At 72.8% G+C, this 23,230-nt stretch carries 20 protein-coding genes and 1 other RNA gene; 16 read left to right on the top strand and 5 right to left on the bottom strand.

Features of this window, described 5'->3' with window-relative positions; all coding sequences use genetic code 11:
- Nucleotides 1-6 precede the first annotated feature (6 nt).
- The 4 genes from FB470_RS05930 to nudC all read left to right on the top strand — a co-directional run bounded on the left by FB470_RS05930 (nt 7) and on the right by nudC (nt 4,700).
- Complete coding sequence (locus FB470_RS05930) at nt 7-864, top strand: RDD family protein (protein ID WP_306989371.1); 858 nt, start codon at nt 7-9, stop codon at nt 862-864.
- Between the two features lie 166 nt (nt 865-1,030).
- A complete protein-coding gene (locus FB470_RS05925) occupies nt 1,031-2,317 on the top strand; it encodes a M16 family metallopeptidase (RefSeq protein ID WP_306989370.1) in 1,287 nt (428 codons plus the stop codon).
- Nucleotides 2,314-3,696, top strand: a complete 1,383-nt coding sequence (locus tag FB470_RS05920; protein WP_306989368.1) for a M16 family metallopeptidase — start codon at nt 2,314-2,316, stop codon at nt 3,694-3,696. The genes FB470_RS05925 and FB470_RS05920 overlap by 4 nt, the downstream gene beginning before the upstream one ends.
- A complete protein-coding gene (nudC, locus tag FB470_RS05915) occupies nt 3,693-4,700 on the top strand; it encodes an NAD(+) diphosphatase (RefSeq protein WP_306989366.1) in 1,008 nt (335 codons plus the stop codon). The genes FB470_RS05920 and nudC overlap by 4 nt, the downstream gene beginning before the upstream one ends.
- Before the next feature lie 48 nt (nt 4,701-4,748).
- Here the strand turns inward: nudC and FB470_RS05910 are convergent, their stop codons facing one another.
- A complete protein-coding gene (locus tag FB470_RS05910) occupies nt 4,749-6,122 on the bottom strand; it encodes a GntT/GntP/DsdX family permease (protein ID WP_306989364.1) in 1,374 nt (457 codons plus the stop codon).
- Nucleotides 6,119-6,616, bottom strand: a complete 498-nt coding sequence (locus tag FB470_RS05905; RefSeq protein WP_306989362.1) for a gluconokinase — start codon at nt 6,614-6,616, stop codon at nt 6,119-6,121. The genes FB470_RS05910 and FB470_RS05905 overlap by 4 nt, the downstream gene beginning before the upstream one ends.
- 127 nt (nt 6,617-6,743) lie before the next feature.
- On the opposite strand from FB470_RS05905, the gene FB470_RS05900 reads away from it, so the two are divergent.
- On the top strand, nt 6,744-7,412 hold the full coding sequence (locus FB470_RS05900; protein WP_306999072.1) for a FadR/GntR family transcriptional regulator: 669 nt from the start codon (nt 6,744-6,746) through the stop codon (nt 7,410-7,412).
- Nucleotides 7,413-7,446: 34 nt separating this feature from the next.
- The gene (locus FB470_RS05895) at nt 7,447-8,382 is read left to right on the top strand and encodes a cobalamin biosynthesis protein CobD/CbiB (RefSeq protein WP_306989360.1); all 936 of its coding nucleotides are present in this window, start codon (nt 7,447-7,449) and stop codon (nt 8,380-8,382) included.
- On the opposite strand, the gene FB470_RS05890 is transcribed toward FB470_RS05895, so the two are convergent.
- The 3 genes from FB470_RS05890 to FB470_RS05880 all read right to left on the bottom strand — a co-directional run bounded on the left by FB470_RS05890 (nt 8,330) and on the right by FB470_RS05880 (nt 11,245).
- Complete coding sequence (locus FB470_RS05890) at nt 8,330-9,202, bottom strand: SURF1 family cytochrome oxidase biogenesis protein (protein WP_306989358.1); 873 nt, start codon at nt 9,200-9,202, stop codon at nt 8,330-8,332. The two genes, FB470_RS05895 and FB470_RS05890, sit on opposite strands and share 53 nt — an antisense overlap.
- Nucleotides 9,203-9,867: 665 nt before the next feature.
- Complete coding sequence (locus tag FB470_RS05885; protein WP_306989356.1) at nt 9,868-10,728, bottom strand: fructosamine kinase family protein; 861 nt, start codon at nt 10,726-10,728, stop codon at nt 9,868-9,870.
- Nucleotides 10,729-10,771: 43 nt separating this feature from the next.
- Nucleotides 10,772-11,245 (bottom strand): low molecular weight protein-tyrosine-phosphatase, encoded by a 474-nt coding sequence (locus tag FB470_RS05880; protein WP_306989354.1) that lies wholly within the window; start codon nt 11,243-11,245, stop codon nt 10,772-10,774.
- A gap of 40 nt (nt 11,246-11,285) precedes the next feature.
- Here FB470_RS05880 and FB470_RS05875 point away from each other — a divergent pair, with 40 nt between their 5' ends.
- The 10 genes from FB470_RS05875 to FB470_RS05830 all read left to right on the top strand — a co-directional run bounded on the left by FB470_RS05875 (nt 11,286) and on the right by FB470_RS05830 (nt 23,226).
- Nucleotides 11,286-12,092, top strand: a complete 807-nt coding sequence (locus FB470_RS05875; protein ID WP_306989352.1) for a Nif3-like dinuclear metal center hexameric protein — start codon at nt 11,286-11,288, stop codon at nt 12,090-12,092.
- 14 nt (nt 12,093-12,106) lie between these two features.
- Nucleotides 12,107-12,844, top strand: coding sequence for a zinc ribbon domain-containing protein (locus FB470_RS05870; RefSeq protein ID WP_306989350.1), 738 nt, complete (start codon nt 12,107-12,109; stop codon nt 12,842-12,844).
- Nucleotides 12,841-13,920, top strand: coding sequence for a bifunctional RNase H/acid phosphatase (locus FB470_RS05865; RefSeq protein ID WP_306989348.1), 1,080 nt, complete (start codon nt 12,841-12,843; stop codon nt 13,918-13,920). Before FB470_RS05870 ends, FB470_RS05865 begins: the two co-directional genes overlap by 4 nt.
- A gap of 212 nt (nt 13,921-14,132) precedes the next feature.
- Nucleotides 14,133-15,359, top strand: coding sequence for an SLC13 family permease (locus tag FB470_RS05860; RefSeq protein WP_306989347.1), 1,227 nt, complete (start codon nt 14,133-14,135; stop codon nt 15,357-15,359).
- 86 nt (nt 15,360-15,445) lie between these two features.
- Nucleotides 15,446-15,832, top strand: an RNA gene (gene rnpB / locus FB470_RS05855) — RNase P RNA component class A.
- A gap of 38 nt (nt 15,833-15,870) precedes the next feature.
- Nucleotides 15,871-16,740, top strand: coding sequence for an SCO6745 family protein (locus FB470_RS05850; protein ID WP_306989345.1), 870 nt, complete (start codon nt 15,871-15,873; stop codon nt 16,738-16,740).
- Nucleotides 16,741-17,505: 765 nt separating this feature from the next.
- Nucleotides 17,506-17,772, top strand: coding sequence for a hypothetical protein (locus FB470_RS05845; protein WP_306989344.1), 267 nt, complete (start codon nt 17,506-17,508; stop codon nt 17,770-17,772).
- Nucleotides 17,773-17,790: 18 nt separating this feature from the next.
- The gene (locus FB470_RS05840) at nt 17,791-18,246 is read left to right on the top strand and encodes a hypothetical protein (RefSeq protein WP_306989343.1); all 456 of its coding nucleotides are present in this window, start codon (nt 17,791-17,793) and stop codon (nt 18,244-18,246) included.
- Nucleotides 18,247-18,256: 10 nt separating this feature from the next.
- Nucleotides 18,257-21,169 (top strand): ATP-binding protein, encoded by a 2,913-nt coding sequence (locus tag FB470_RS05835; RefSeq protein WP_306989342.1) that lies wholly within the window; start codon nt 18,257-18,259, stop codon nt 21,167-21,169.
- Nucleotides 21,166-23,226, top strand: a complete 2,061-nt coding sequence (locus tag FB470_RS05830; protein WP_306989341.1) for a magnesium transporter — start codon at nt 21,166-21,168, stop codon at nt 23,224-23,226. Before FB470_RS05835 ends, FB470_RS05830 begins: the two co-directional genes overlap by 4 nt.
- Nucleotides 23,227-23,230: the final 4 nt, after the last annotated feature.

Raw genomic sequence — 23,230 nt, 5'->3', positions numbered from 1 at the left:
GGGCCGGTGTCCGGAGAACCCGAGTTGGTGACCGGCGACGCCGTCGTCCTCGAGCTGCCGGTCGCGCAGCTGGCCAGCCGGGCCGCGGCGTTCGCCCTCGACGTGGCGGTGCAGGCCGCCGCGCTCCTGCTGTTCCTGCTCGCGCTCGGGCTGTTCGGGGTGTCCGACACGGCGTTGTTCGCCGCGCTGGCGCTGAGCTTCTTCGTGCTCGTGCGGGTCGGGTACTCGGTGCTGTTCGAGACGCTCAGCCGGGGCCGCACGCTCGGCAAGATGTCGCTCGGGTTGCGCGTGGTGCGCGACGACGGCGGCCCGATCCGGTTCCGGCAGGCGCTGACGCGGGCGCTCGCGGGCGCGATCGTCGACTTCGGACCGGTGCTCGCGTGGAGCGCCGTGGCGTTGTTCGTTTCGCTGTTCTCGCCGCGGTCCAAGCGGGTCGGTGACTACTTGGCGGGCACCGTGGTGATCCGGGAACGCGCACCGCACCTCGCGGCACCGTCGATCACGATGCCACCCGCGCTGGCGGGCTGGGCGTCGCAGCTCGACCTGACCGCGGTCACGGACGACCTCGCGTTGTCGATGCGGCAGTACCTCGCCCGTTACGGCGAGCTGAGCCCGCGGGTGCGGGAACCGTTGGGGCACCAGCTCGTGCACGACGTGGCGTCGCGGATCGGCGCCCCGCTGCCACCGGGGGTCCCGGCGTGGGCCTACCTGCAGGCCGTGCTCGCCGAACGCCGCCGCCGCGTCGCCGGGTACGCCGCGGTGAACGGGTGGCCCGCGCCACCGCCGGTGCCCCCGGCACCCGCGGCACCGCCGGCCGAACCGGGGGCGGCCACGCCGCCGCGCGGGTTCGCCCCGCCGAGCTGACGTCGCCGCGCTCGGTGATTCGGCCCTGACCGACAGTGAGCCGGGTCCGCTCGCCGGCACCGCAACCGTCGCCTCCCGGGAGCGGCGTTCGCTGTCGGTGAAGTCGCCGTCGCGCTGCAGGACCGTCGCCGACCCCGGCCCGTCCGATGGCCGTATGGTGGGGCGCATGGCGGAGACTTCCCGGACCTCCCGGTTCACCCTGGACAACGGCTTGCGCGTGGTGCTCGCGCCGGACTCGACCGCTCCGGTGGTCGGCGTCGCCGTGCACTACGACGTCGGCTTCCGCTCCGAGCCGGAAGGGCGCACCGGCTTCGCGCACCTGTTCGAGCACCTGATGTTCCAGGGCAGCGAGAGCCTGGAGAAGCTCGCGCACTTCAAGATCGTGCAGTCCAGCGGCGGCACCTTCAACGGGTCGACCCACCCGGACTACACCGATTACTACGAGGTTCTGCCCTCCGCCGCGCTGGAGCGGGCGCTGTTCCTCGAGGCCGACCGCATGCGCGCGCCGAAGCTGACGCGGGAGAACCTCGCCAACCAGATCGACGTCGTCAAGGAGGAGATCCGCCTCAACGTGCTGAACCGGCCCTACGGCGGGTTCCCGTGGATCCTCCTGCCGCCGGTGCTGTACCAGACGTTCCCCAACGCCCACAACGGTTACGGCGACTTCACCGACCTCGAACAGGCCGGCCTGGACGACTGCGCCGCCTTCTTCGACACCTACTACTCGCCGGCCAACGCCGTCCTCACCGTCGCCGGGGACTTCGAGCCCGACCGGGCCCGCGAGCTGATCGAGAAGCACTTCGGCGACGTGCCGCACCGCCCGGCGCCGCCGCGCCGCTCGTTCGCCGAGCCGCCGCCCGCCGGCGAGGTCCGCGGCCACCACACCGATCCGCACGCGCCGCTGCCCGCGCTGGCCATCGGCTACCGGATGCCGGACCCGGTCGGCGAGCTGGACGGGTACCTCGCCAACCTGGTCCTGGCGAGCGTCCTGACCGACGGCGACGGTTCCCGCCTGCAGCAGCGGCTGGTGCACCGCGAGCCGCTGGTGACCGACATCGGCGCGGGCGCCGGCCTGTTCGGCCCGTTCGAGGCCCGCGACCCGGACACGTTCTCCATCACCGCGATCCACTCGCCGGACGTCACCGCCGAGCGGGTGCTGGCCGCGGTGGACGAGGAGCTGGAAAAGCTGGCGGCCACGCCGCCGGACGCCCAGGAACTGGCCAAGGTGACCGCGCGCTGGAGCGCGAGCCTGCACGCCGAGCACGACCGGCTGATGTCCCGGACGCTGTCGCTCGGCGCGTTCGAGCTGCTCTACGGGGACCCGTCCCTGGTGTACCGGCTGCCGGACCGGATGGCCGCCGTCACCGTCGAGGACGTGGCCGCCGCCGCGAAGGCGCTGCGGCCCGACTCGCGCGCGGTCCTGCTGGTCGAGCCCGAAGGGGGAGCGAAGTGACTTCTGTTCAGCACCGCAGCGCCGAGGAGATCGGCCGCACCGCCACCGGTCCGCGCCCGGTCCCCGAGCTGGGCGACCAGACCGCGGCCGCGGATCTGTCGCATGTGGACACCGTGCTGCCGAACGGCCTGCGCCTGCTCGCGGTCCGCAAGCCGACCGTGCCGCTGGTCGAGGTGCGCCTGCGCATCCCGTTCGGCGGCACCGAGCCGCTGCACGCGGCCACCGCCGAGGTGCTCGCCGAGACCATGCTGACCGGCACGGCGCGCCGTGACCGCGTCGAGATCGACACCGAGCTGGCGCTGATCGGTGGCGAGCTGAGCACCGTGGTCGACCCGGAACGCCTGACGATCTCGGGCAACGCGCTGGCCACCGGGCTGCCGACGCTGCTGGACGTGCTCGCCGACGCGCTCACCTCCGCGTCCTATGTGGACGACGAGGTCGCGCGGGAGTCGGCCCGGCTGGTCGAGCGGCTGGCGGTGTCCCGCACCCAGCCACGGGTGATCGCGCGGGAGGCGCTGCTCAAGCACGTTTACGGCGACCACCCGGCGACGCGCGAGGTCCCGCAGGCCGGTGATGTCGCAGCGGTCGACGCCCGGATGGTCCGCGCGCTGCACGCGGCGTCGGTCCTGCCGCGGGGTTCGGTCCTCGTGGTCGTCGGCGACATCGACCCGGACCGGATCGCGGGTGACGTCGAGCGCGCGCTGGCCGGCTGGTCGGCCGACCGCGAGGCGGTGGCCATGCCCGGGCTGCCCGAGGTGACCGGCGGCGACCTGCTGCTGGTGCCGCGTTCCGGTGCGGTGCAGTCGCAGATCCGGCTCATCGCGCAGTCCCTGCCGCGCACGGACCCGCGCTACGCCGCGCTGCAGCTGGCGAACCTCACCTACGGCGGGTACTTCTCGTCCCGGCTGGTCGAGAACATCCGCGAGGACAAGGGCTACACCTACAGCGCCCACTCCGGTTTCGAGTTCACCGGTTCGACGGCGACGGTCGGTGTCGACGCGGACACCGCCAACGAGGTCACCGCGGCCGCCCTGCTGGAGACCCGCTACGAGCTGGGCCGCCTCGCCCTCGTGCCGCCGACCGCCGAGGAGGTCGAGTCGGTGCGCCAGTACGCCATCGGCTCGCTGCTCACCGCCACGTCCTCGCAGGCAGGGCTGGCCAGCCAGCTCGCCGCGCTGACTGCCGCGGGCCTCGGCGCGGAGTGGCTGGCCGAGCACCCGGCGCGGATCGCGGAGGTCACGGTCGAGGAGGTCGCGCAGGCGGCGCTCGAGTTCTTCGCGCCCACCCGGTTCACGGGCGTGGTGGTCGGCGACGCCGAGATCCTGGCGCCACAGCTGACCGCTCTGGGCGGGTTCGCGGTGGGGGAGCCCGGCAAGTGACCGTCGCACCCTTCGCGCTCAGCCGCCTCCCGACGCTCTCCCGGTCTACTGTGGATCGTCAGGAGATGTTGCGCACCAACCCCGATCGCCTGCGCTCCCGCTGGTCCGACGCCCAGGTGATGCTGCTGGACAAGAAGCTGCGCAGTCCCGTGCGGCGCGGTGAGGCGGTGCTGGCCACCCGCAAGGCCCTGGCCTTCGGCGAGGAGCCGCCGGCCGACGCAGTCTTCCTCGGCGAGTGGCAGGGCGTCGACTACTGGTCGCTGCCGGGCGAGCCGGACCCCGGTGCGGAGGTCGTCGAGGTCCCCGGCAGCTGGGGCGTCCTCGAGGAGGCGCCGCTGGCCGACGGCGAGCTGTGGGTGACCCTGCGGGCGCACGGCGACCAGCTCGACGACACGGCGGCCGGCCTGTTCACCACGGCGCAGGCGCTGCGCGTGTGGCACCGCCAGGCGCGGTTCTGCGTGCGCGACGGCAGCCCGACGCACCTGGTGCAGTTCGGGTGGGCGTCCAAGTGCGAGGCGTGCGGGCGCGAGGAGTACCCGCGCACCGACCCGGCGATCATCTGCCTGGTGCACGACGACGAGGGCGTCAACGGCGAGCAGGTGCTGCTGGCGCGCCAGCCGGCGTGGCCGCCCGGGCGGTATTCGGTGCTGGCCGGGTTCGTCGAGGCCGGCGAGTCGCTCGAGGGCTGTTGCGTGCGGGAGATCCGGGAAGAGGTCGGTGCCGACGTCCACGACGTGCGGTACCTGGGCAGCCAGCCGTGGCCGTTCCCGCGGTCGATCATGCTGGGGTTCACCGCGAAGGCCGACCCGTCCCGGCCGCTGGTCCCCGCCGACGGCGAGATCGAGACCGCGCTGTGGGTGCCGCGGGCCGACGTGCGGGCGGCGTTCGAGGCGCAGGGGCGGCCGGTGCCGATCCTGGACGGGGTGAGCGAGCTGATCCTGCCGGGGAATTCATCGATCGCCCGCGTGATGCTCGAAGCCTGGGCCTACGCCGAGCGGGGTTGACGCGGCTGGGGGCCTCCGGCACGTGCCGGAGGCCCCCAGCGCGGTTCACTACGTCAGCAGTGCCCCCAGTGGCAGGATGATCGCGATCGCGACCACCGAGATCACCGTCTCCATCACCGACCAGCTCTTGATCGTCTGGCCGACCGAGAGCCCGAAGTACTCCTTGACCAGCCAGAACCCGGCGTCGTTGACGTGCGAGAAGAACAGCGACCCGGCGCCGATCGCGAGCACCAGCAGCGCGGCCCCGGTCGGCGACATCGTCGCCGCCAGTCCCGACACCAGCCCTGCCGCGGACACCGTCGCCACGGTCGCCGAGCCTGTCGCGAGCCGGATCAGCACCGCGACCAGCCAGCCGAGCAGCAAGGCGGGGATGTGCGCCCCGGTGGCCAGCTGCGTCACGACGTTGCCGACACCCGCGTCGACCAGGATCTGCTTGAACCCGCCGCCCGCGGCGACGATCAGGATGATCCCGGCGATCGGCCCGAGCGAGGCGCCGATCGTCGACGACAGCCGGTCCCGCGTGAACCCCGCGGCGCGGCCGAGCGTGACCATGCCGACCAGCACGGCCGCGAGCAGCGCGATCAGCGGGTCACCGACGAAGTCCAGCACGCGCCGCGCGGTGTTGCCGCTGCCGGCCGAGATGTCCGCGATCGCCTTGGCGAGCATCAGGACCACCGGCAGCAGCACGGTCAGCAGCGTCGCGCCGAAGCTCGGGCGCCGCACGTCGTCCTCGCTGCCGCCGCGCGCCGGGACCAGGTGTTCCGGCGCCCTGGCGCCCGGCACCCACCGCGCGGCGACCATGCCGAACAGCGGGCCGGAGATGATCAGCGTCGGGATCGCCACCAGCAACCCGAGGCCGAGCACGATGCCCACGCTCGCGTTGAGCGCGCCCGCCGCCGCCAGCGGACCCGGGTGCGGCGGCACCAGGCCGTGCAGCACCGACAGGCCGGCCAGCGCGGGCACGCCGACCAGCATCAGCGGCCTGCCGCTGCGCTTGGCGACCAGCAGCACCACCGGGATCAGCATGACCAGGCCGATCTCGAAGAACATCGGCAACCCGATCAGCGCGGCGACCAGCGCCATCGCCCACGGCAGGGCCTTCGACGAGGTGCGCGAGAGGATCGTGTCGACGATCTGCTCCGCGCCGCCGGAGTCGGCGAGCAGCTTGCCGAGCATGGCGCCCAGCGCGATCAGCAGCCCGACCGAGGCGACGGTCGAGCCGACCCCGCTGGAAAAACTCTTGATCACTTTGTCGACCGGTAGCCCGCCCAGCAGGCCGACCACGATCGATCCGATGATCAGCGACAGGAAGGCGTGCATGCGCGCCTTGCTGATCAGCACCACGATCACGGCGATGCCGATCAGGGTGGCCACGACGAGCCGGGTGTCGGTCCCGGTCCACGCGGCGGCGAGGTTACTCACGGCTGCTCCTTTGCCAGCTCGGTGAGCGCGCGGTCCACGATCGCCGCGGGGGATTCCAGGATGTCGGCGATCAGGCCGCGCTCATCGGTTTCGAGGGGTTCGAGGTCGGCGAGCTGGGAGTCCAGCAGCGACACCGGCATGAAGTGCCCGGACCGCGCCCGCATTCGCGCCGCCAGGACGTCGCGCGGACCGGTCAGGTGCAGGAACCACACGTCCCCGCCGGTGCGCAGCACGTCGCGGTAGCGCCGTTTGAGCGCGGACGACGACACGACGCCGCCCGTCTGCTGGTGCTCGGAGATCCAGGCCGCGATCGCGTGCAACCACGGCCACCGGTCGTCGTCGGTCAGCGGGTGCCCGGACGACATCTTCTGGATGTTGGCCGGCGGGTGGAACGCGTCCGCCTCGGCGTACTCGACGCCCAGGCGCTCCGCCAGTGCCGCCCCGATCGTCGTCTTGCCCGATCCGGCCACACCCATCACGACGATGACCGTCATTGCTCCTCCGACCTCGCTGTCACCTGATCAGTGCACCGCAAAGGTAGTACTTATTCAAGACACAAGTACTACTTAATCGAATCAGAGGTCTAGCGTCACGCTCGTGGCCGAGGGAATGCACGAGCGCATGCTCGACGCGGTGGGCACCGCGATCGCCTGCGGTGAGCTGTCGCCGGGATCGGTGCTGCGCCTGGAGGAGCTGCAGCAGAGCTTCGGGGCGTCGCGCACCGTGGCCCGCGAGGTGGTGCGGGCGCTGGAGGCGATGCGCCTGACCACGAGCAAACGCCGGGTCGGCATCACCGTGCGGGACTGCGCCGACTGGAACCACTACGACCCCCGGTTGATCCGCTGGCAGCTCGACGGCGAGCAACGGCCGGTCGCCCTGCGCAACCTCATGGAGCTGCGCTGGGCCGTCGAGCCGAGCGCGGCGCGGTTCGCCGCGCTCCGCGCGAGCCCCGAGGAGCGCGGCCGCCTGCGCGCCCTGGGTGCCCGGCTGGAGGCCACCGCACACGCCCGGGACCTCACCGCGTTCCTCGGGCACGACATCGCGTTCCACCACGTCGTGCTCGCGGCCTCGCGCAACCCGATGTTCGGGCAGCTGTCCGAGGTGATCGCGCAGGTGCTGACCGGGCGCACCGAGCACGGCCTGATGCCGCCCGAGCCGCAGCCGGAGGCCGTGGCCCTGCACCTGGAGGTCGCGCACGCTATCGACGGGGCCGACGCGGACCGGGCCGAGCGGGCGATGCGGGACATCATGGTGCAGGCGCGCGACGAGGTAGCCGAGCAGTTCCAGTAGTCTCGGGGCGGATTTCGACCTCGGGGAGCGACGAGTGAGTGCCGCACGGGCGATCGGACTGCTGCTGGGGGCGGCGGCGGACGGGGTGATCGGCGAGCCGAAGCGCGGACGGCCGGTCACCGTGTTCACGCGAACCGTCCGCGACCTCGACGCCAGGCTTCCGGAACACCGCCTGGCCGGTGTCGCGTTCGCCGGCGGGCTGGCCGGGTCGGCGGTGCTGGCCGGGTTGCTCGCGGAGCGGTCGGTGCGCCGCAGTCCGGTGCTGCAGGCGCTGGGCACGGCCGTGGCGACGTGGGCCGTGCTGGGCGGGGCCGGGCTCGCGGACGACGGCACCGAGCTGGCGCGCGACCTCGAGGAGGGCGAGCTCGACGCGGCGCGCGAGACACTGTCCGGATTGGACAGCCGGCGGACGGAGAGCCTGGACGTCATCGGGCTGTCCCGGGCGTCGGTGGAGTCGGTCGCTCAGCACACCGCGGATGCCGTGGTGGGGCCGTTGTTCTGGGGCGCGGTGGCCGGGGTGCCCGGGTTGCTGGCCGCGCGGACGGTTTCGGTGCTGCGCACGCTCGGCGACCCGACGCGGCCGGCGGGCTGGTTCGGGCGGCGGCTGGACGACCTGGTGAACCTGCTGCCGACGCGGTTCGCGGCGGCGCTGACGGTGTCGAGCGCGCCGGTGGTGGGCGGTTCGGCGGCGGGGGCGTGGCGCGCGTGGCGGCGGGACACGTCGGCGCACCCGGGTCCCAACGCCGGGCGGATGGAGGCGGCTTTCGCGGGGGCGCTGGAGATCCGGCTGGGCGGGCGCACGGTGTACCCGCACGGGGTGGAGGAGCTGCCGGTGCTGGGCGACGGGCGGAACCCGGACGCCGGGCACGTGACGCGCGCGGTCGAGCTGTCCCGGGTGGTGGGGTGGCTGGCCGGGGTCAGTTCCGCTGTGCTGGCTGCTGTTCTCGGTCTGCGGCCTCGTTCCCGGTGACCTCGTCCTCGGCGAGGATTTCGGCGACGGACTTGCGCTTGCGGCGCTTGTTCTTCTCGCGCTGGGCCATTTCGTTGAGCACGCCGCCGGGTTTCATCTCGCGTGCCGTGAAGTAGACGAGGCCGGCGATGGCCATGATCCCGAACGCGATCCACTGGAGTGCGTAGGAGAAGAACGGGCCGGCTTCCAGTTGCGGGAGCGGTAGCGGGTTGAGGACGCCGGGCTGGGCGTCGTCGAGCTGGAAGTAGCCGCTGCGGATGTCGAGGCCGCTGGAGCGGGCGACGACCTTCGAGTCGACGACGTAGCTCTGGAGTTTGCCGTGGGTGGAGGCGTCGGCGAACGCGTCGCGGTTCTTCGGGTCGGTCTCGTCCTGCCGGATCCGGGCGACGACCGTCACGGTGCCGGTGGGGGGTGCGGCGTAGGGCGGGACCTCGGTGCGGGAGTCCGGCGGGAGGTAGCCGCGGTCGACGAGGACGACCTGGTTGTCGGTGGTGCGGAACGGGGTGAGCACCTCGAAGGCGGGCTGGCCCTGCACGGTGCGCAGCCGCGCGACGACTTCCTGCTCGGGCAGGTAGGTGCCGGTGATGGAGACGCGGGCCCACTCGGTGCGGCTGTCCGGGACGGCGCCCGGGGGGAGGACGTCGTTCAGCGGGCGCGGCTCGGCGGTGAGGGAGGCCTCGATGGCCTTGTTCTGGACTTCGCGCTCGTCGTTGCGGTTGAACTGCCACGGGGACAGCAGCGTGAAGCAAGCGAACGCGAACGCGAGCACGCCCACCACGAGGGCGAGCCAGCTCGGCCGGAGGAGGAACTTCAGCCGCACACCCCTACGGTAAGCCGTCGCCGGGCGAGCAGGTGCGGGGAGGTGCGCCGCGGGCCCTTGGCGGCCCCCCGACGCCGGACGCCGCGGACGACGCGGGACGAACCGGGCGGGCGCCTGGTGGTGGTGCCGTCGTGGGATGAGCCGGGCGGCGGTTGCCCGAGGGCCGCCCGACGCTGACGGCGCGGGACGAACCCGAGCGGCGGTTCGGCGCTGGTCTACTGGGTGCAGGTGGCTGGGTGAATGGTCCGTTCATGGCTCCGTCGCTGGTCCGTTGGTGCTCGCTGCCGCGCGCCCGCCGCTGCATGAACGGTTCGTTGGTGGCGCCATCGTTGCTCCGTTGACGCCCGTCACGGCGCGCGAACGAGAGGCCCGTTCGTGCCTTCACCGTTGGTCCCTTGGTGCTGCCAGCCGGATGAACGGTCCGTTCGTGCCTTCGTCGCTGGTCCCTTGGCGTCCGCCGCTGCATGAACGGTCCGTTCGCCCCATCACCGTTGGTCCATCCACGCCCGTCACGGCGCGAAAACGAGGTGTCCGCTCGCACCCTCACCATCGGTCCACCGGTGCTCGCGGCAGCACGACAGCCCCATCCGCGCCTGCACTGCTGGCCAACACACCCGCCCAGCTGAGCCAGGCCTAAGCGGAGCCCCGCCCAGCGAAACCCCGCCTCAGCGGAGCGCGGCCTCAGCCGCCCGGAGGGCCTGCCTCGCGTACCCGCCCCCGAACACCGCAGCGTGCATGAGCAGCGGGAACAGCTGGTGCAGCTGCACCCGCTCCCGCCAGCCGTCCGTCAACGGCGCGTCCATGTCCTTGGCCGCCTCTTCGTACGCGCCCAGGATGTGCCCCAGCAGCGGCGTGCCGAACAGCTGGAGCATCGCGAGGTCGGTCTCGCGGTGTCCACCGTGCGCGGCGGGGTCGATCAGCCACACCGCACCCCGCGCCCAGTGCACGTTGCCGCTCCAGGCATCGCCGTGGAGGCGGGCCGGGGGTTCGGCCGGGCCGGCCAGCGACGGCATCCGGTCGCACACCCGCTCGAACACCGCGGCCTGCTCGCCGTCGTACAACCCCTGGTCCACGCACATCCGCACGTACGGCAACACCCGGTGCGCCGCGTAGAACGACGGCCAATCGGCGGACGCCTCGTTCCGCATCGGGGCGATGCCCATCCACGCGTCGACCGGCCCGCCGGGCGGGGGCGAACCGTACGCCGGCGCCCCGCGCAGGTGCAGCCGCGCCAAACCGCGTCCGAACGCTTCCGCCGCGCCCTCCTCGGGGTACGTGGGCGCGACGTAGTCCATCACGATCCACTCGTCGTCGTGCGCGTGGACGTGCGGCACCGGCACGTCACCGTGCTCGCCGAGCCAGCGCAGGCCGGCGGCCTCGGCGTCGGTCGCGCCCGGCCCGATGCCCTCCTTCGCGACCAGGACACCCCGGCCCTCGGCCGTGACCAGGAACACCGCACCGCTGCTGCGGCGAACCCCGGTGACGGGAACGCCGAGCAGTCGTTCGACGGCTTCGCGTGCGCTCATTTCCGTCACCGTATCGGTGGTCCGCCCGGATCGCACGGGCGCGTCACACCCGGGCTTTCGCCCAGTCCAGCAGCGCCGGCACGGTCCGCTCGATCATCGCGAGGACCTCGTCGAAACCGTCGTCGCCGCCGTAGTAGGGGTCGGGCACCTCGGCGCCGTCCGGCGCCGCGGGGTCGAACGAGCGCAGCAGCCGCACCCGCTCCGGATCGTCGACCATCCGGCGCAACTCGCGCAGGTGGCCCCGGTCGGCGGCCAGCAGCAGGTCCGCGCCGAGGTGGTCGCCGTCGACCTGGGCGGCCACGTGCTTGCCGCGGTAGCCGTGCTCGCGCAGCGTGTCGCGGGCCCGCGCGTCGGCGGGTTCGCCGACGTGCCACGGCCCGGTGCCGGCGCTGGTGACCCGCACCCGGTCGGCCAGCCCGGCCCGCTCGAGGTGCGCCCGGAACACGATGGCCGCCATCGGCGAGCGGCAGATGTTGCCGGAACAGACGAAGCAGATGTGCAGGCTCGGCTCGCTCACACCCCGCAGTCTGCCTCACCGCGCGTGCGAAGATCGGCGCATGCCCGTGCTCGCCGACATCATCGCCGTCCTCGAGGCGGCCTACCCGCCCGCGCTGGCCGAGAGCTGGGACGCCGTCGGCCTCGTGTGCGGGGACCCGCGAGAGCCCGTCGACAACGTCCTGATCTGCGTCGACCCGGTGGAAGCCACCATCGACGAGGCGATCACCTCCGGCGCCCAGCTGGTCGTGGCGCACCACCCGTTGCTGCTGCGCGGCGTGCACGGCGTCCCGGCCGACACCCCGAAGGGCCGCCTCGTGCACCGGCTCATCCGCGCCGGCGTCGCCCTCTACTGCGCGCACACCAACGCCGACTCCGCGAACCCGGGCGTCTCGGACGCGCTCGCCGAGGCGATCGGCCTGGGCGACCTCCGGCCACTCGACCCGCATCCGGACGGCACGACCGGTCTCGGCCGCATCGGCGAGCTGCCCGAGCCCGAGCCGTTCGCCGCGTTCGTACGGCGCGTCGCCGACGCCCTGCCGCGCACCGAACCCGGCGTTCTCGGCGCCGGGGACCCCGATCGTCCGATTAGGACAGTCGCGGTCTCGGGCGGCGCCGGGGACAGCTTCCTCGACGCGGCCCGTGCGCGGGGAGTCGACGCCTACGTCACCGCCGACCTGCGCCACCACCCCGCGGGCGAGCACCTGGAAACCGGTCCGGACGCGCCCGCGCTCGTCGGACTGACCCACTGGGCCAGCGAGTGGCCGTGGTGCGGTCAAGCCTCGGCGGTCCTGCGCGCCGCCTTTGCGGGTAACGTCAACGTTCACGTGTCCGCGCGCCGAACCGATCCGTGGACCATCCGCGCGTAACCGAGGGAGTACCAGTGAAGGCAGAGCCGGCCGTCCAGCGTCAGCTGCTCGAGCTCGCGAAAGTGGATGCCGAGCTGTCCCGGGTGGAGCACCGCCGCCGCACCATGCCCGAGGTCGCCGAGATCGAGGGCATCGAGAAGACGCTGCGTGAGCTGCGCGACACGGCGATCCGCCACGAGACCGCGGCCTCGGACCTGGACCGCGAGATCGCGCGGCAGGAGAAGGAGATCGAGTCCGTCCGCGCCCGCGAGGACCGCGACCGCAAGCTGATCGACGGCGGCACCGTCAACGCCAAGCAGGTCGCCGACCTCCAGCACGAGCTGGAGACCCTCGCCCGCCGGCAGAGCGCGCTCGAGGACGACCAGCTCGAGCTGATGGAGCGCCGTGAGGCGCTGGAGCTGGACGTCCAGCGCACCGGCGCCGAGGTCGACAAGACCGAGCAGGCGCTGGCCGACGCGCAGCGCCGTCGCGACGAGACGCTCAAGGACCTCGACACCACGAAGGCCCGCCGCGAGGAGGACCGCGCGAAGCTGGTGCCGCGCTTCCCGGAGGGCCTGCTCAAGCTGTACGAGCGGGTCCGCGAGCACAAGGGCATCGGCGCGGCGCTGGTCCGCCAGCGCAAGTGCCTGGCCTGCAACATGGAGTTCGACCGCGCCACCGTCGGGGAGATCAAGGCCGCCGCCGAGGACGAGGTCGTGCAGTGCGAGAACTGCGGCGCGATCCTCGTCCGCACCGTGGAGTCGGGTCTGTGAAGGTCGTCGTCGAGGCCGATGGCGGGGCGCGGGGCAACCCCGGTCCGGCCGGGTACGGCGCCGTGGTCCGGGACGCCGGGACCGGTGCGGTGCTGGCCGAGCGGCAGGACGGCCTGGGGGTGGCGACCAACAACGTCGCCGAGTACTCGGGTCTGATCGCCGGGCTGCGGGCCGCGTCCGAGCTGGGCGCCAGCGACGTCGCCGTGCGGATGGACTCCAAGCTGGTCGTCGAGCAGATGTCCGGCCGGTGGAAGATCAAGAACGAGGCGCTGCGCCCCCTCGCGGCACAGGCCCGCGAGCTGGCCGCCGGGTTCGGGAGCGTCACCTACGAGTGGATCCCGCGTGCCCGGAACGCCCACGCCGACCGGCTCGCGAACGAGGCGATGGACACCCAGGCGGGCAAGACGGCCGGTCCGGAGCGCACGACGCCGCAGAAGTGGACCGGCGCCCAGGGCACCCCGACCCGGATGATGCTCCTGCGGCACGGCCAGACCTCGATGTCGGTCGACCGCCGCTACTCCGGGCGCGGTGACGTGCCGCTGACCGAGCACGGCCTGCAGCAGGCGGCCGCCGCCGCGAAGCGCCTGGCCGGAATGCCGGGCCTGGGCGCGGACACCGTGATCGTCACGTCGCCGCTGACCAGGGCGAAGCAGACCGCGCAGGCCGTCGCCGACGCGCTCGGCGGCCGGGTCGAGACCCATCCCGGCCTGCTGGAGACCGACTTCGGCGAGTGGGAGGGCCTGACCTTCGCCGAGGCCGCCCGGCGCGACCCCGAGCTGCACGGCCGGTGGTTGCGCGACCCGTCCGTGCCGTCGCCCGGCGGGGAGAGTTTCGACGCGGTGCACCAGCGGGTGCGCCGGACGCGCGACGAACTGCTCGAGACCCACGGCGGGGAGACGATCGTGGTGGTCAGCCACGTCACGCCGATCAAGTCGCTGCTGCGGCTGGGGCTGGACGCCGGGCCGTCGCTGCTGTTCCGTCTGCACCTGGACCTGGCGTCGCTGTCGATCGTCGAGTTCTACCCCGACGGCAACGCCTCGGTGCGGCTGGTGAACGACATCTCGCACCTGGGCTAGCGCGGCCCGCGGCGGTGCGGTGCCGGGGTCCGGTCGCCGTGCGGCGGTCGGTGCGGCCCGGCGTCGTGGCGATCGCGGTGGCGCGGTGGCCGCTCCCGCCCGCCGGCGACGAGGCAATCGCAACGATCACCGGCAAGCCGGCGGCCGGCGCGGGCCCCGGCATCGTCCTGGCCGGAGTCGGAGGGGCGCCGTCGCCTCGCTAGCGTGGAGCCGTGGTCGCGGCGGTCGGGAGCCTCGGGGCGCTCGCCGCCGTTCTCGGATTCGCCGTGGCGCGTCCGCGTGGCTGGCCGGAGGCGCTCGTCGCCGTTCCGGCCGCACTCGTCGTCCTCGCGACCGGGCTCGTGTCGCTCCCCGAGGCCCGCGACCAGGTCCTGACCATGGCGCCGACCCTCGGGTTCCTGGCGGCGATCCTCGCCCTGGCCGACCTCGCCGACCGCGAGGGCGTCTTCTCCTGGCTCGGCGCGCGCCTGGCCACCGCGTGCCGCGGCCACCCGCGCACACTGCTCGTCCTGACCTTCGCCGCCGCCGGGGGCACCACCGCCGTCCTCAGCCTCGACGCGACCGTCGTCCTGCTCACGCCGGTCGTCCTGGCCACGACGAGGACGCTCGACCTGCCGCCCAAGCCACACGTCTACGCCTGCGCGCACCTGGCGAACTCCGCGTCGACCCTGCTGCCGGTGTCGAACCTGACCAACCTGCTGGCCTTCGCCGCGTCCGGGCTCTCCTTCACCGGGTTCGCCGCGATCATGGCGCTGCCGTGGCTGGTCACGGTCGCGATCGAGCTCGCGGTCTTCCTGTGGTTCTTCCGCCGGGACCTGACCGGACGGACCAGCGCCCGGCGCGACGACCGCCCGGCGCCGGTCTTCGCACTCGTCGTCCTCGGGCTGACGCTCGCCGGGTTCGGCGCCGGTCCGGTGATCGGGCTCGCGCCGGGCTGGGTCGCGGCGATCGCCGCCGCCGTGCTCGCCGCCCGAGCGCTCGCCCGACGGGAGACGACCCCGCGACGGCTGGTCGTCGCCGCGAACCCGCTGCTCACGCTGTTCGTGCTGGGGCTCGCGATCGTCGTGCAGGCCGTGTCCGACCACCTCCTCGGCGGCCCGCTGCGGGCGCTCCTGCCGGACACCGCGGGGCTGCCCGAGCTGCTGCTGACCGCGTTCGTCGCCGCCGCGCTGGCCAACCTGCTGAACAACCTGCCGGCCACGCTGCTCCTCCTGGCGGTGCTCGGGCCGCACCCGGACACCGGCGTGCTGCTCGCCGTGCTGCTCGGCGTGAACATCGGCCCGAACGCCACCTACCTCGGCTCGCTCGCGACGCTGCTGTGGCGGCGGGTGCTCGGGCGCGACGCGCCCGGCCTCGGCGAGTTCACCCGGCTCGGCCTGGTGACCGTCCTGGTGAGCCTGGCCGCCGCGACCGTGGCGCTGTGGCTCGCTCTCCCGTAGCGCCGGTGGTCCGAAGTGGACTCGCGAGTCCGCCCGTGGGGCAACCGACGTCCGCGGCGCGGGAACGGTTACCCTGGGTGTGCGGACGAGTTGGCCGGGCGGTCGCGAGGGTGATCCCCTCGAGGAAAGTCCGGACTCCACAGGGCAGGGTGGTTGCTAACCGCAACCCGGGGCGACCCGCGGGACAGTGCCACAGAAAACAGACCGCCCCGGCCCGCAACGGCCGGGGTAAGGGTGAAACGGTGGTGTAAGAGACCACCAGCACCCCGGGTGACCGGGGTGGCTCGGTAAACCCCACCCGGAGCAAGGCCAAGAGGGCGCCGCGAGGTGCCTGCGCAGGCGATCGAGGACGGCCCGTCCGATGCCTGCGGGTAGGCCGCTCGAGCCTGCCGGCGACGGCAGGCCTAGATGGATGGCCGCCACCGCGGCTTCGCGCCGCGGGACAGGATCCGGCTTACAGGCCAACTCGTCCGCCCTTTCCCGCCCGGCTCCCGTGCCCTACGGTCGGCTCGTGGATCACGAAGAAGCCCGCGCCGTCGCGTACCGGTGCCACCGGGTGCTGGAGCCGCTGCACTCGTTCGTCTACTTCGCGCCCGAGGCCGAGCAGGCACTGACCGCCGCGGGGCTGCGTCCCGGCCGGATGGGCTACTTCGCGAGCCGCTCCGCGCCGATGGGCCGGGTGACCGCGGACGTCGTCGCGGCCACCTTCTACAACTTCAACCCGGAGCTGGTCGCCCGGCACATCCCGCGGGCGTGGACGCTCGCCGAGCCGTCGCGCATCCTCGAGGCGCGGTTGTCGGCGGCGGACGCCGGGTTGCGCCGGGTGCTGGGGGAGCTCGTCACCTCGCCCCGGCTGGCCGAGGCGGCGGAGCTGGCGCGCGAGGCCTGCGAGGCGTGCACGGTCGAGGGCCGGCCGTTGTTCGCGGGGCACGCGGGGCTGGCCTGGCCGTCGGAGCCGCACCTGGTCCTCTGGCACGCGGCGACCCTGCTGCGCGAGTACCGCGGCGACGGCCACATCGCCGCGCTGGTCGGCCACGGCCTCGGCGGGCTCGCGGCGCTGATCACCTACACCGCGACGGGCAAGGGCTTTCTGCTGCCGGTGGCGAAGGCGTCCCGCGGCTGGTCCGACGAGCAGTGGGACGCCGGTGTGGCGGACCTGCGGGAACAGGGCCTGCTCGACGAGGAGGGCCGGCTCACCGCGGAGGGCACCGTGCTGCGGGAGAGCGTCGAGGAGCAGACGAACGCGTCGGCGGTCGCCCCGTGGCGCCGCCTGGGGGCCGAGAAGGCCGCCCGGCTGCACGACCTGGCCCGCGAACTGGCCCGGACCGCCGTGGCGAACGGCGCCTTCCCGGACGGCGTGTTCGCGACCCCGCGCGCCTGACCGCGCCCCTGGCACACCACGCACCGCCGGTCCAGACCTGGATCGGCGGTCCGGCACGGGGTTACTAGCGCCGGCCGGAGCCGCCTGGTTCGCGAGGGCTACTGCGCGGCCTCGCGCGCCTGATCGCGCCGCGCCGCACAGCGTCCGCTGCCTGCCCGCGCCCATCGCGCATCGCGCCGCCAGGTCACATCGCGTGAGCAGGAAAGCGCTCGCGCTCACCACCCGTCATCCCGGTACCGCGCCACACCGCACCCCCGCCGTGGTGAGCGCTTACACCCGGGTCCACCGGAAAGTGTGCCGTGATCACGCGACGTGAGGACAAAACGGCCCACCAGGGCGCTCCGTGACCGCGTTCGCCGGAACGGATGATCGACTCGCCCGGAGACGTCGTCACGCCCGGGTACGTGCGATGCGGCCGATCGGGGCATGCCACACTGTTCCCCGCCCCGTCGACGGGCGATACCGCACACCCAGAGTGAAGCGAGATTGCGCCTGTGAGTGAGTCCCTACCCACACTAGGAAATCCGGGTGCCGGGGGTTAACCCTGAGCGGTCTTGCCACGATGATGGAGGACGACGAGTTCAGGAGAAGTGGCCGTACTGTGCCTGGTGTGTGAATGGACTGCCGTTCGACAGAGAGCGCTTTGACCGTCACAGCTTGTGACGCCATGATGGGCTAGACAGACCGGACCGGACCTTCCGACCTCGTGGGCCTGCCCCGAGCCGACCCACCCGACACCCACACTCCTCGCACCTGGAGTACGCGATGACCATGATGACACTTGTGGAGCACCTGGCGCAGGGTGAGATCAAGACCCGCGGGGTCCAGCAGTGGCTGCTGGACAACATCATCCCGCTGGTCCTGCTCGCCGTCGCGCTGCTGCTGCTCTGGCTCGGAGGCGGCAAGGGCGACAACGCCGGAGTCATGCGCCGCCTGGCCGGTGTGGTGATCGCGCTCGCGATCGTCGGCCTCGCCGTGAGCGGGCTCGGCGTCAACGTCGGCGAATGGATCGCCGGCTTGTTCACCAGCTGACGGCGCGGGGTAGCGCGCGTGCGGATTCGAACCGATGACGAGGTCTACCGGGTCGATGCGGTGTGGCTCGGCCCGCCGAAGGCGACGTTCCCGTGGCGGGCCCGCTACGTGGCCTGGGGTGTCGGCATCCCCGTGTTCCTCGTCGTCCTCGCGATCGAGCGGCAGCTCGGCTTCGGGTTCGGCTTCTTCTCCACGGCCTGGGCGTTCGTCCTGACGATCTTGATCACCCGGATGATCACGGCCAAGATCAGTCATGAGCGTCCGCTCGGCGCGGTCATGACCATGTGGCTGCGTGAGCTGCAGACGCCCCGCGAGAAGACCTCCGGAGAGGGCGGTGCGGTCACGGCCACGAAGATCCGCATCCGGCACGAGCGCCCGCTGCCCAAGCACAAACGGCGCCTCACCACGGCGGGGGCTCATCCTCACCACCAGACAGCACGACCGCGTGGCGCGCGCACTTCGGCGCCACGGTAGGAGGTAGAGGTTGTTCGGAAGCGGCGGACGCCGGAAGGCCGGGAAGCCCGACCCCAGCGGGGCCACGCAGTGGCCGCCGCAGAACGGTCGCGCCCCCGGCAAGCAGTCCGGTCGCCGGCTGCCCGGTGAACAGGCCATACCCAGCTACACCCCGTCGATCTCGCTCCGCACGATCGACGGCCACCTGGTGCGCACGGAGAACGAGGTCTACGCCTGGTACCGGCTGGCGCCGCAGCGCTGGTCGTTCCGCTCGGACTCCCAGCGCCGGGACCTGATCGCCGCGATCGCGGGCCAGTACGCGGAGCTGCAGGGCCGCTGGCTGCACCTGCGCGTCACGACGCGGCCGTACCCGATCCGCATGTGGGCGGAGGCCCACGTCCACAACGCCATCCGCCGCCCGCAGGACGTGCCCGGCGCGCTGTCGTTCGACGACTACCTGATCGGGGAGCAGCAGCAGCTGCTCGGCCGGTCGATGGCCGAGAAAGAGGTCTACATCGGCGTCCAGGTGCAGACCCGGCGTGTCGTCGACCGCGCGGTGGAGCGCGCCGCGCCCCTGCTGCGCCGCATCCTGCCCGAGGCGGTCGACGCCGAACTGGCCGCGCTGGACTCCGAGGTCGAGCACCTGGACCAGGTGATCGGCTCGTCCGGTCTGGAGGGCCGCCCGGTGCACGCCGAGGAGATGTCCTGGCTGATGCACCGGTCCTGCTCGCTGGGCCTGCCCGCGCCCCGGCACCTGCCCGCCGTGCCCGGCGCGACCTGGGAGCCGGAGGACCTGGCCAGCTTCACCGACGCGGCGGACTTCCACGCCGAGCCGTACGCGCCGACGCTCACCGTGCGCGGCCGCACCGGGTCGAACGCCGGGGTGCAGCGGCACCTCGCGGTGCTGACCGTCGGCCAGATGCACGGCCTGCAGATCCCCGAGGTCGACGACCCGTGGGTGCAACACGCGGACCGGCTGCCCGCTTCGGTGGAGTGGTCGGCCCGCATCTACGTGCGCCGTCCCGAGGAGGTGGCCGGCGAGCTGCAGCGCCAGATGAACAAGGTGCGCTCGCAGGTCAAGCACTACACCGACGAGCACGAGCTGGAGCCGCCGCAGTCGCTGGCGCGGCAGGCGACGCGCGTGCTCGAGATCGACGACGAGATGACGTCCGGCTTCACCGCGCTGGCCACCCGCGTGCGGTCGTGGTGGCGGCTCGCGGTGTCCGGCGACACCGAACGCGAGGCGCTGCGCCTGGCCCAGCAGCTGCTCGACCTGTACAAGCCGAAGATCGCCATCGAGCACCCGGAGGCGCAGTACTCGCTGGCCAGGGAGTTCATCCCGGGCGAGCCGCTGTCCTCGGCCGCCTACATGCGGCGCGGGTCGGTCGTGTGGGCCGCGGCCGCGGTGCCGACGGCGACCGCGGAGGTCGGTGACCGCCGGGGCATCCTGCTCGGCGAGACGTGCACCGCGACGCGGCGTCCGGTGGCCTGGGACCCGTGGATGGCGCAGGAGATCCGCGACGGGTCGGGTCTGACCGCGATGGTCGCCGGCCTCGGTGGCGGCAAGTCGTTCCTCGGCGGCGGCATCGTCTACAAGACGCTGCGCGCGGGGGCGCACTGGACGCTGCTGGACCCGTCCGGCCCGCTGTCCCGCTTGTGCGACCTGCCGGAGATCCGGCCGTACGCGCGGCCCATCAACTTGCTGAATGCACAGCCCGGCATCCTGAACCCGTACCGCGTGGTGGCCGAGCCGCTGCTCGAGCACTTCCTGGACGAGGACGACCCGGAGCGGGCGTGGCGGCGCGAGCGCGCGCTGGCGGGCGCGACCCGGCGGCGCCTCGTGCTCGACGTGCTCACCGGCGTGCTGCCCTACGAGGTGGCGCGCATGCCGCAGAGCCGGATCGTGCTGCTGCGGGCGGTGCGTGCGGTCGGTGGCCGCTACGACGCGGACCCGGGCCAGGTGATCGACGCGCTGCGGCGGGACGCGAGCGAGCACCACGAGCACGCGATCGTCGTCGCGGACTTCCTCGACGAGATGCGTGAGCGCATGTCGCTGCTGATCCCGGAGAACGACGCGGACCCGTACTCGGAGACGCGTGACGACCGGTTGACGGTGCTGACCATGGCCGGCCTGACATTGCCCAAGGACGGCGTCGGCCGCGAGCACTGGACCGACGCCGAGGCGCTCGGTGTCGAGATGCTGAACCTGGCCGCGTGGCTGACCCAGCGGTCGGTGTACGAGAAGCCCAAGGACCTGCGCAAGGGCGTGTGGATCGACGAGGCGTTCTTCCTGTCCGAGGTGCCGACCGGGCGCGTGCTGATGAACCGGTTCGCGCGTGACTCGCGGAAGTGGAACGTCCGCGTCCTGCTGTCGTCGCAGATCCCGGCCGACTTCCTGAAGATCCAGGGGTTCGTCGCGCTGCTGGACTCGGTGTTCGTCGGGCGCCTCGACGACGACGAGGCGCAGGCCGACGCGCTGCGGCTGTTGAAGGTGCCGGTGGGGGTCGGGTACGAGCAGGTGGTCGCGTCGCTGGGCCGGCGGCCCGGTGCGCAGCGCGGTCTGGAGCGCGACCGCGAGCCGAGGCAGTTCATCTTCGGGGACGGTGCCGGTGGCGTGGAGCGGATCCGGGTGGACTTCTCGGGCCCGCACCTGGCCCACCTGCGCGCGGCCCTGGACACGACGCCGGGCTCGAAGGACGCCCTGCCCGCCGACACGCACGCGCGGGACTCCGAGCCGGCCGCCGGGGAACGGCACGTCCCGGTGCCGCCCCCCGACGACGAGCTGGAGCCGGACCTGGAGCTCGCCGCGGAGCGCGAAGTGGGGCTCACGGAGGAGCAGATCCTGGCCGAGGAGGTGCCCGGATCGGCCGACGGCGAGCGGGACGGTGAGCGGGACGGTGAGCGCGCGGGAGCGGGCAAACGCGGCGGCTGGGACGCCGCATGACGCTCCTGACGGTCCTGAGCGTGCTCGCGCTGGCCGGCGGCTGGCACGCGCTGAAACGAGGCCTGAAGAACCGCGGCGGCCGGCGCAAGAGACCCTCCCGGTGGGCCGCCGTCGCGGGAGTCGCACTGCTCGTCGGCCTGCAGACGATCGTCATGTCGCCGGCCGCATCAGCCGCCGCCTGCGGCGACGCGCCGAACCCCGAGCGGCCGGGTTCGGGTCTGGTGGGTGCGCTCGATCCGCCCGCTCGGCACGGTGAGGACGGCAGCGGCTACCTGGACTACAGCTACGCCGGAACCGTCTGGTACGTCTACCAGACCGACTGCGGCCCGTTGTCCGGGATCACCAGTCCGAACACGACCATCGACACCTGGGCCGGTAACCAGCTCTTCAACATCGGCAAGAACATCGTCGGTGCGACGAACTCGCTGCACTACACGGTCATGGAGGGTGGCCTCCTCAACCCGATCTACAACGCCGTCAAATCGGGTGCGGAAAAGGTCTACAACAACGTCTACGCGCAGCTGTTCGGTCTGTTCGCCCTCGTCCTCGCCATCATGATGTTCCGCAACATCTGGCGGGGCGACCTGTCGGCGGTGAGCAAACGCGGGCTCTACGCGCTGGGCGCTGTGTGGCTGGCGGCGTCGTCCATGGCGATGCTGCAGTACTTCGACCCCATCGACCGGGCCATCGTGCAGACCAGCACCAACATCCAAGCCGGGTTCGTCGACAACTCGGGCGACCGGATCGTGCGCGAAGTTCTGCCCACGGATCTGTACAACCAGGTCATCTACAGCAACTGGCTGCGCGGCGAGTTCGGCGCGCCGGACGCGCCGCAGGCCCAGCAGTTCGGGCGGCCCCTGCTCGACGCGCAGGCCTTCACCTGGAACCAGATCCGCAACGGTGACGACGCCAACCAGGGTGTGGTGGACTCGAAGAAGGCCGCGTACAAGAACATCTCCACCCAGCTTGGCCCGGCCACCCAGTACTTCACGGGTGAGGGCGGCAGCCGGACGGGGTCCGGGTTCCTCGCGCTCGGCCAGAGCCTGGTCTACGCGTTGTTCCAGCTGCTGGCGAAGGCGTCGGTACTGCTCGCGCAGGTGCTCATCCGGCTCTTCGTGCTCACCGCGCCGCTGATCGGCCTGGTGGCGCTCGTCCACCACGACATCCTCCGGCGCGTCGCGCGTCTGCTCGGTGCCGTCGGCTTCAACCTGCTCGTCCTCTCCGTCCTCGCCGGCGTGCACGCGCTGCTCCTGCAGGCGATCTTCGCCGCGGGGAATTCGCTCTCGATTCTCACCCAGATGGTCATGGCGGGTCTGGTGACGGTTCTGCTGTTCCTCGTCGGGCGGCCGGTGCGGCGCCTGTGGCAGATGGTCGAGATGTCGGTCGGCATGGTGGGGTCGTCCATCCCGGCCCCCAGCGGTGGCCTGTTCAGCCGCTTCCGCAAGAAGCAGGGCCCGACCCCGCAGGACGAGTTCTGGGAAAGCGTCCGCGAGGGCGAGGAGAGCGAGGTCGCGAGCCCGACCGGGTCGGCCGGCCGCGGGCGTCCCGAGGCGACGGTGTTCGCCACCGCGCAGCGCCTCGACGGTGCCGGCGCGATGGCGGCCCGCCCCGCGGCCGCGTGGTCCGGCGCGCCCTGGCCCGGCGGCGGGGCCGCTCTGCCCGGACGGTCCAGGCCCGGTCTGCCCGCGGGCGGCCGCAACCAGCCGGCCTTCGCCGGGTACGCCCCGGAAGGCGCGGATCCCGACGCGTTCGTCTACTCCGCCCCGCCGGGCACCACGCGCCGGTCGGACGGCTGGATGCCGCCCGTCGCGCAACGGCCCAGCCGCCGGGTGGACACCTCGCCCGTGTACGACCGGGGCTGGGACGAACCCGACCCCGTCGTCATCCCGTCGCGCATCTCCCGGCCGGGCGTCGCCGCGACACCGGCGCAGCGCCCGGAGCCGCGCCGCGCGGGGCAGGAACTCGTCGGCGGCAAACCGGTCCACGTGCTGTACCGGCCCTCGCGCGGGCTCGAGGTCCGCGACGACTCCCGTGACACCGACCGGATCGTGCGGTGATCTG

Source organism: Amycolatopsis thermophila (assembly GCF_030814215.1).
GTDB classification, from domain to species: domain Bacteria; phylum Actinomycetota; class Actinomycetes; order Mycobacteriales; family Pseudonocardiaceae; genus Amycolatopsis_E; species Amycolatopsis_E thermophila.
The sequence above is the reverse complement of the archived record's forward strand: the minus strand, read 5'-3'. Positions and strand labels throughout refer to the sequence as shown.

Bases quoted from the DNA above. Each gene is read 5' to 3' on its own strand.
- FB470_RS05885 (WP_306989356.1), bottom strand. From the start codon at position 10,728: ATGAGCGCACGCGAAGCCGTCGAACGACTGCTCGGCGTTCCCGTCACC.
- FB470_RS05925 (WP_306989370.1), top strand. From the start codon at position 1,031: ATGGCGGAGACTTCCCGGACCTCCCGGTTCACCCTGGACAACGGCTTG.
- FB470_RS05875 (WP_306989352.1), top strand. From the start codon at position 11,286: ATGCCCGTGCTCGCCGACATCATCGCCGTCCTCGAGGCGGCCTACCCG.
- FB470_RS05905 (WP_306989362.1), bottom strand. From the start codon at position 6,616: ATGACGGTCATCGTCGTGATGGGTGTGGCCGGATCGGGCAAGACGACG.
- FB470_RS05900 (WP_306999072.1), top strand. From the start codon at position 6,744: ATGCTCGACGCGGTGGGCACCGCGATCGCCTGCGGTGAGCTGTCGCCG.
- FB470_RS05830 (WP_306989341.1), top strand. From the start codon at position 21,166: ATGACGCTCCTGACGGTCCTGAGCGTGCTCGCGCTGGCCGGCGGCTGG.
- FB470_RS05845 (WP_306989344.1), top strand. From the start codon at position 17,506: ATGACCATGATGACACTTGTGGAGCACCTGGCGCAGGGTGAGATCAAG.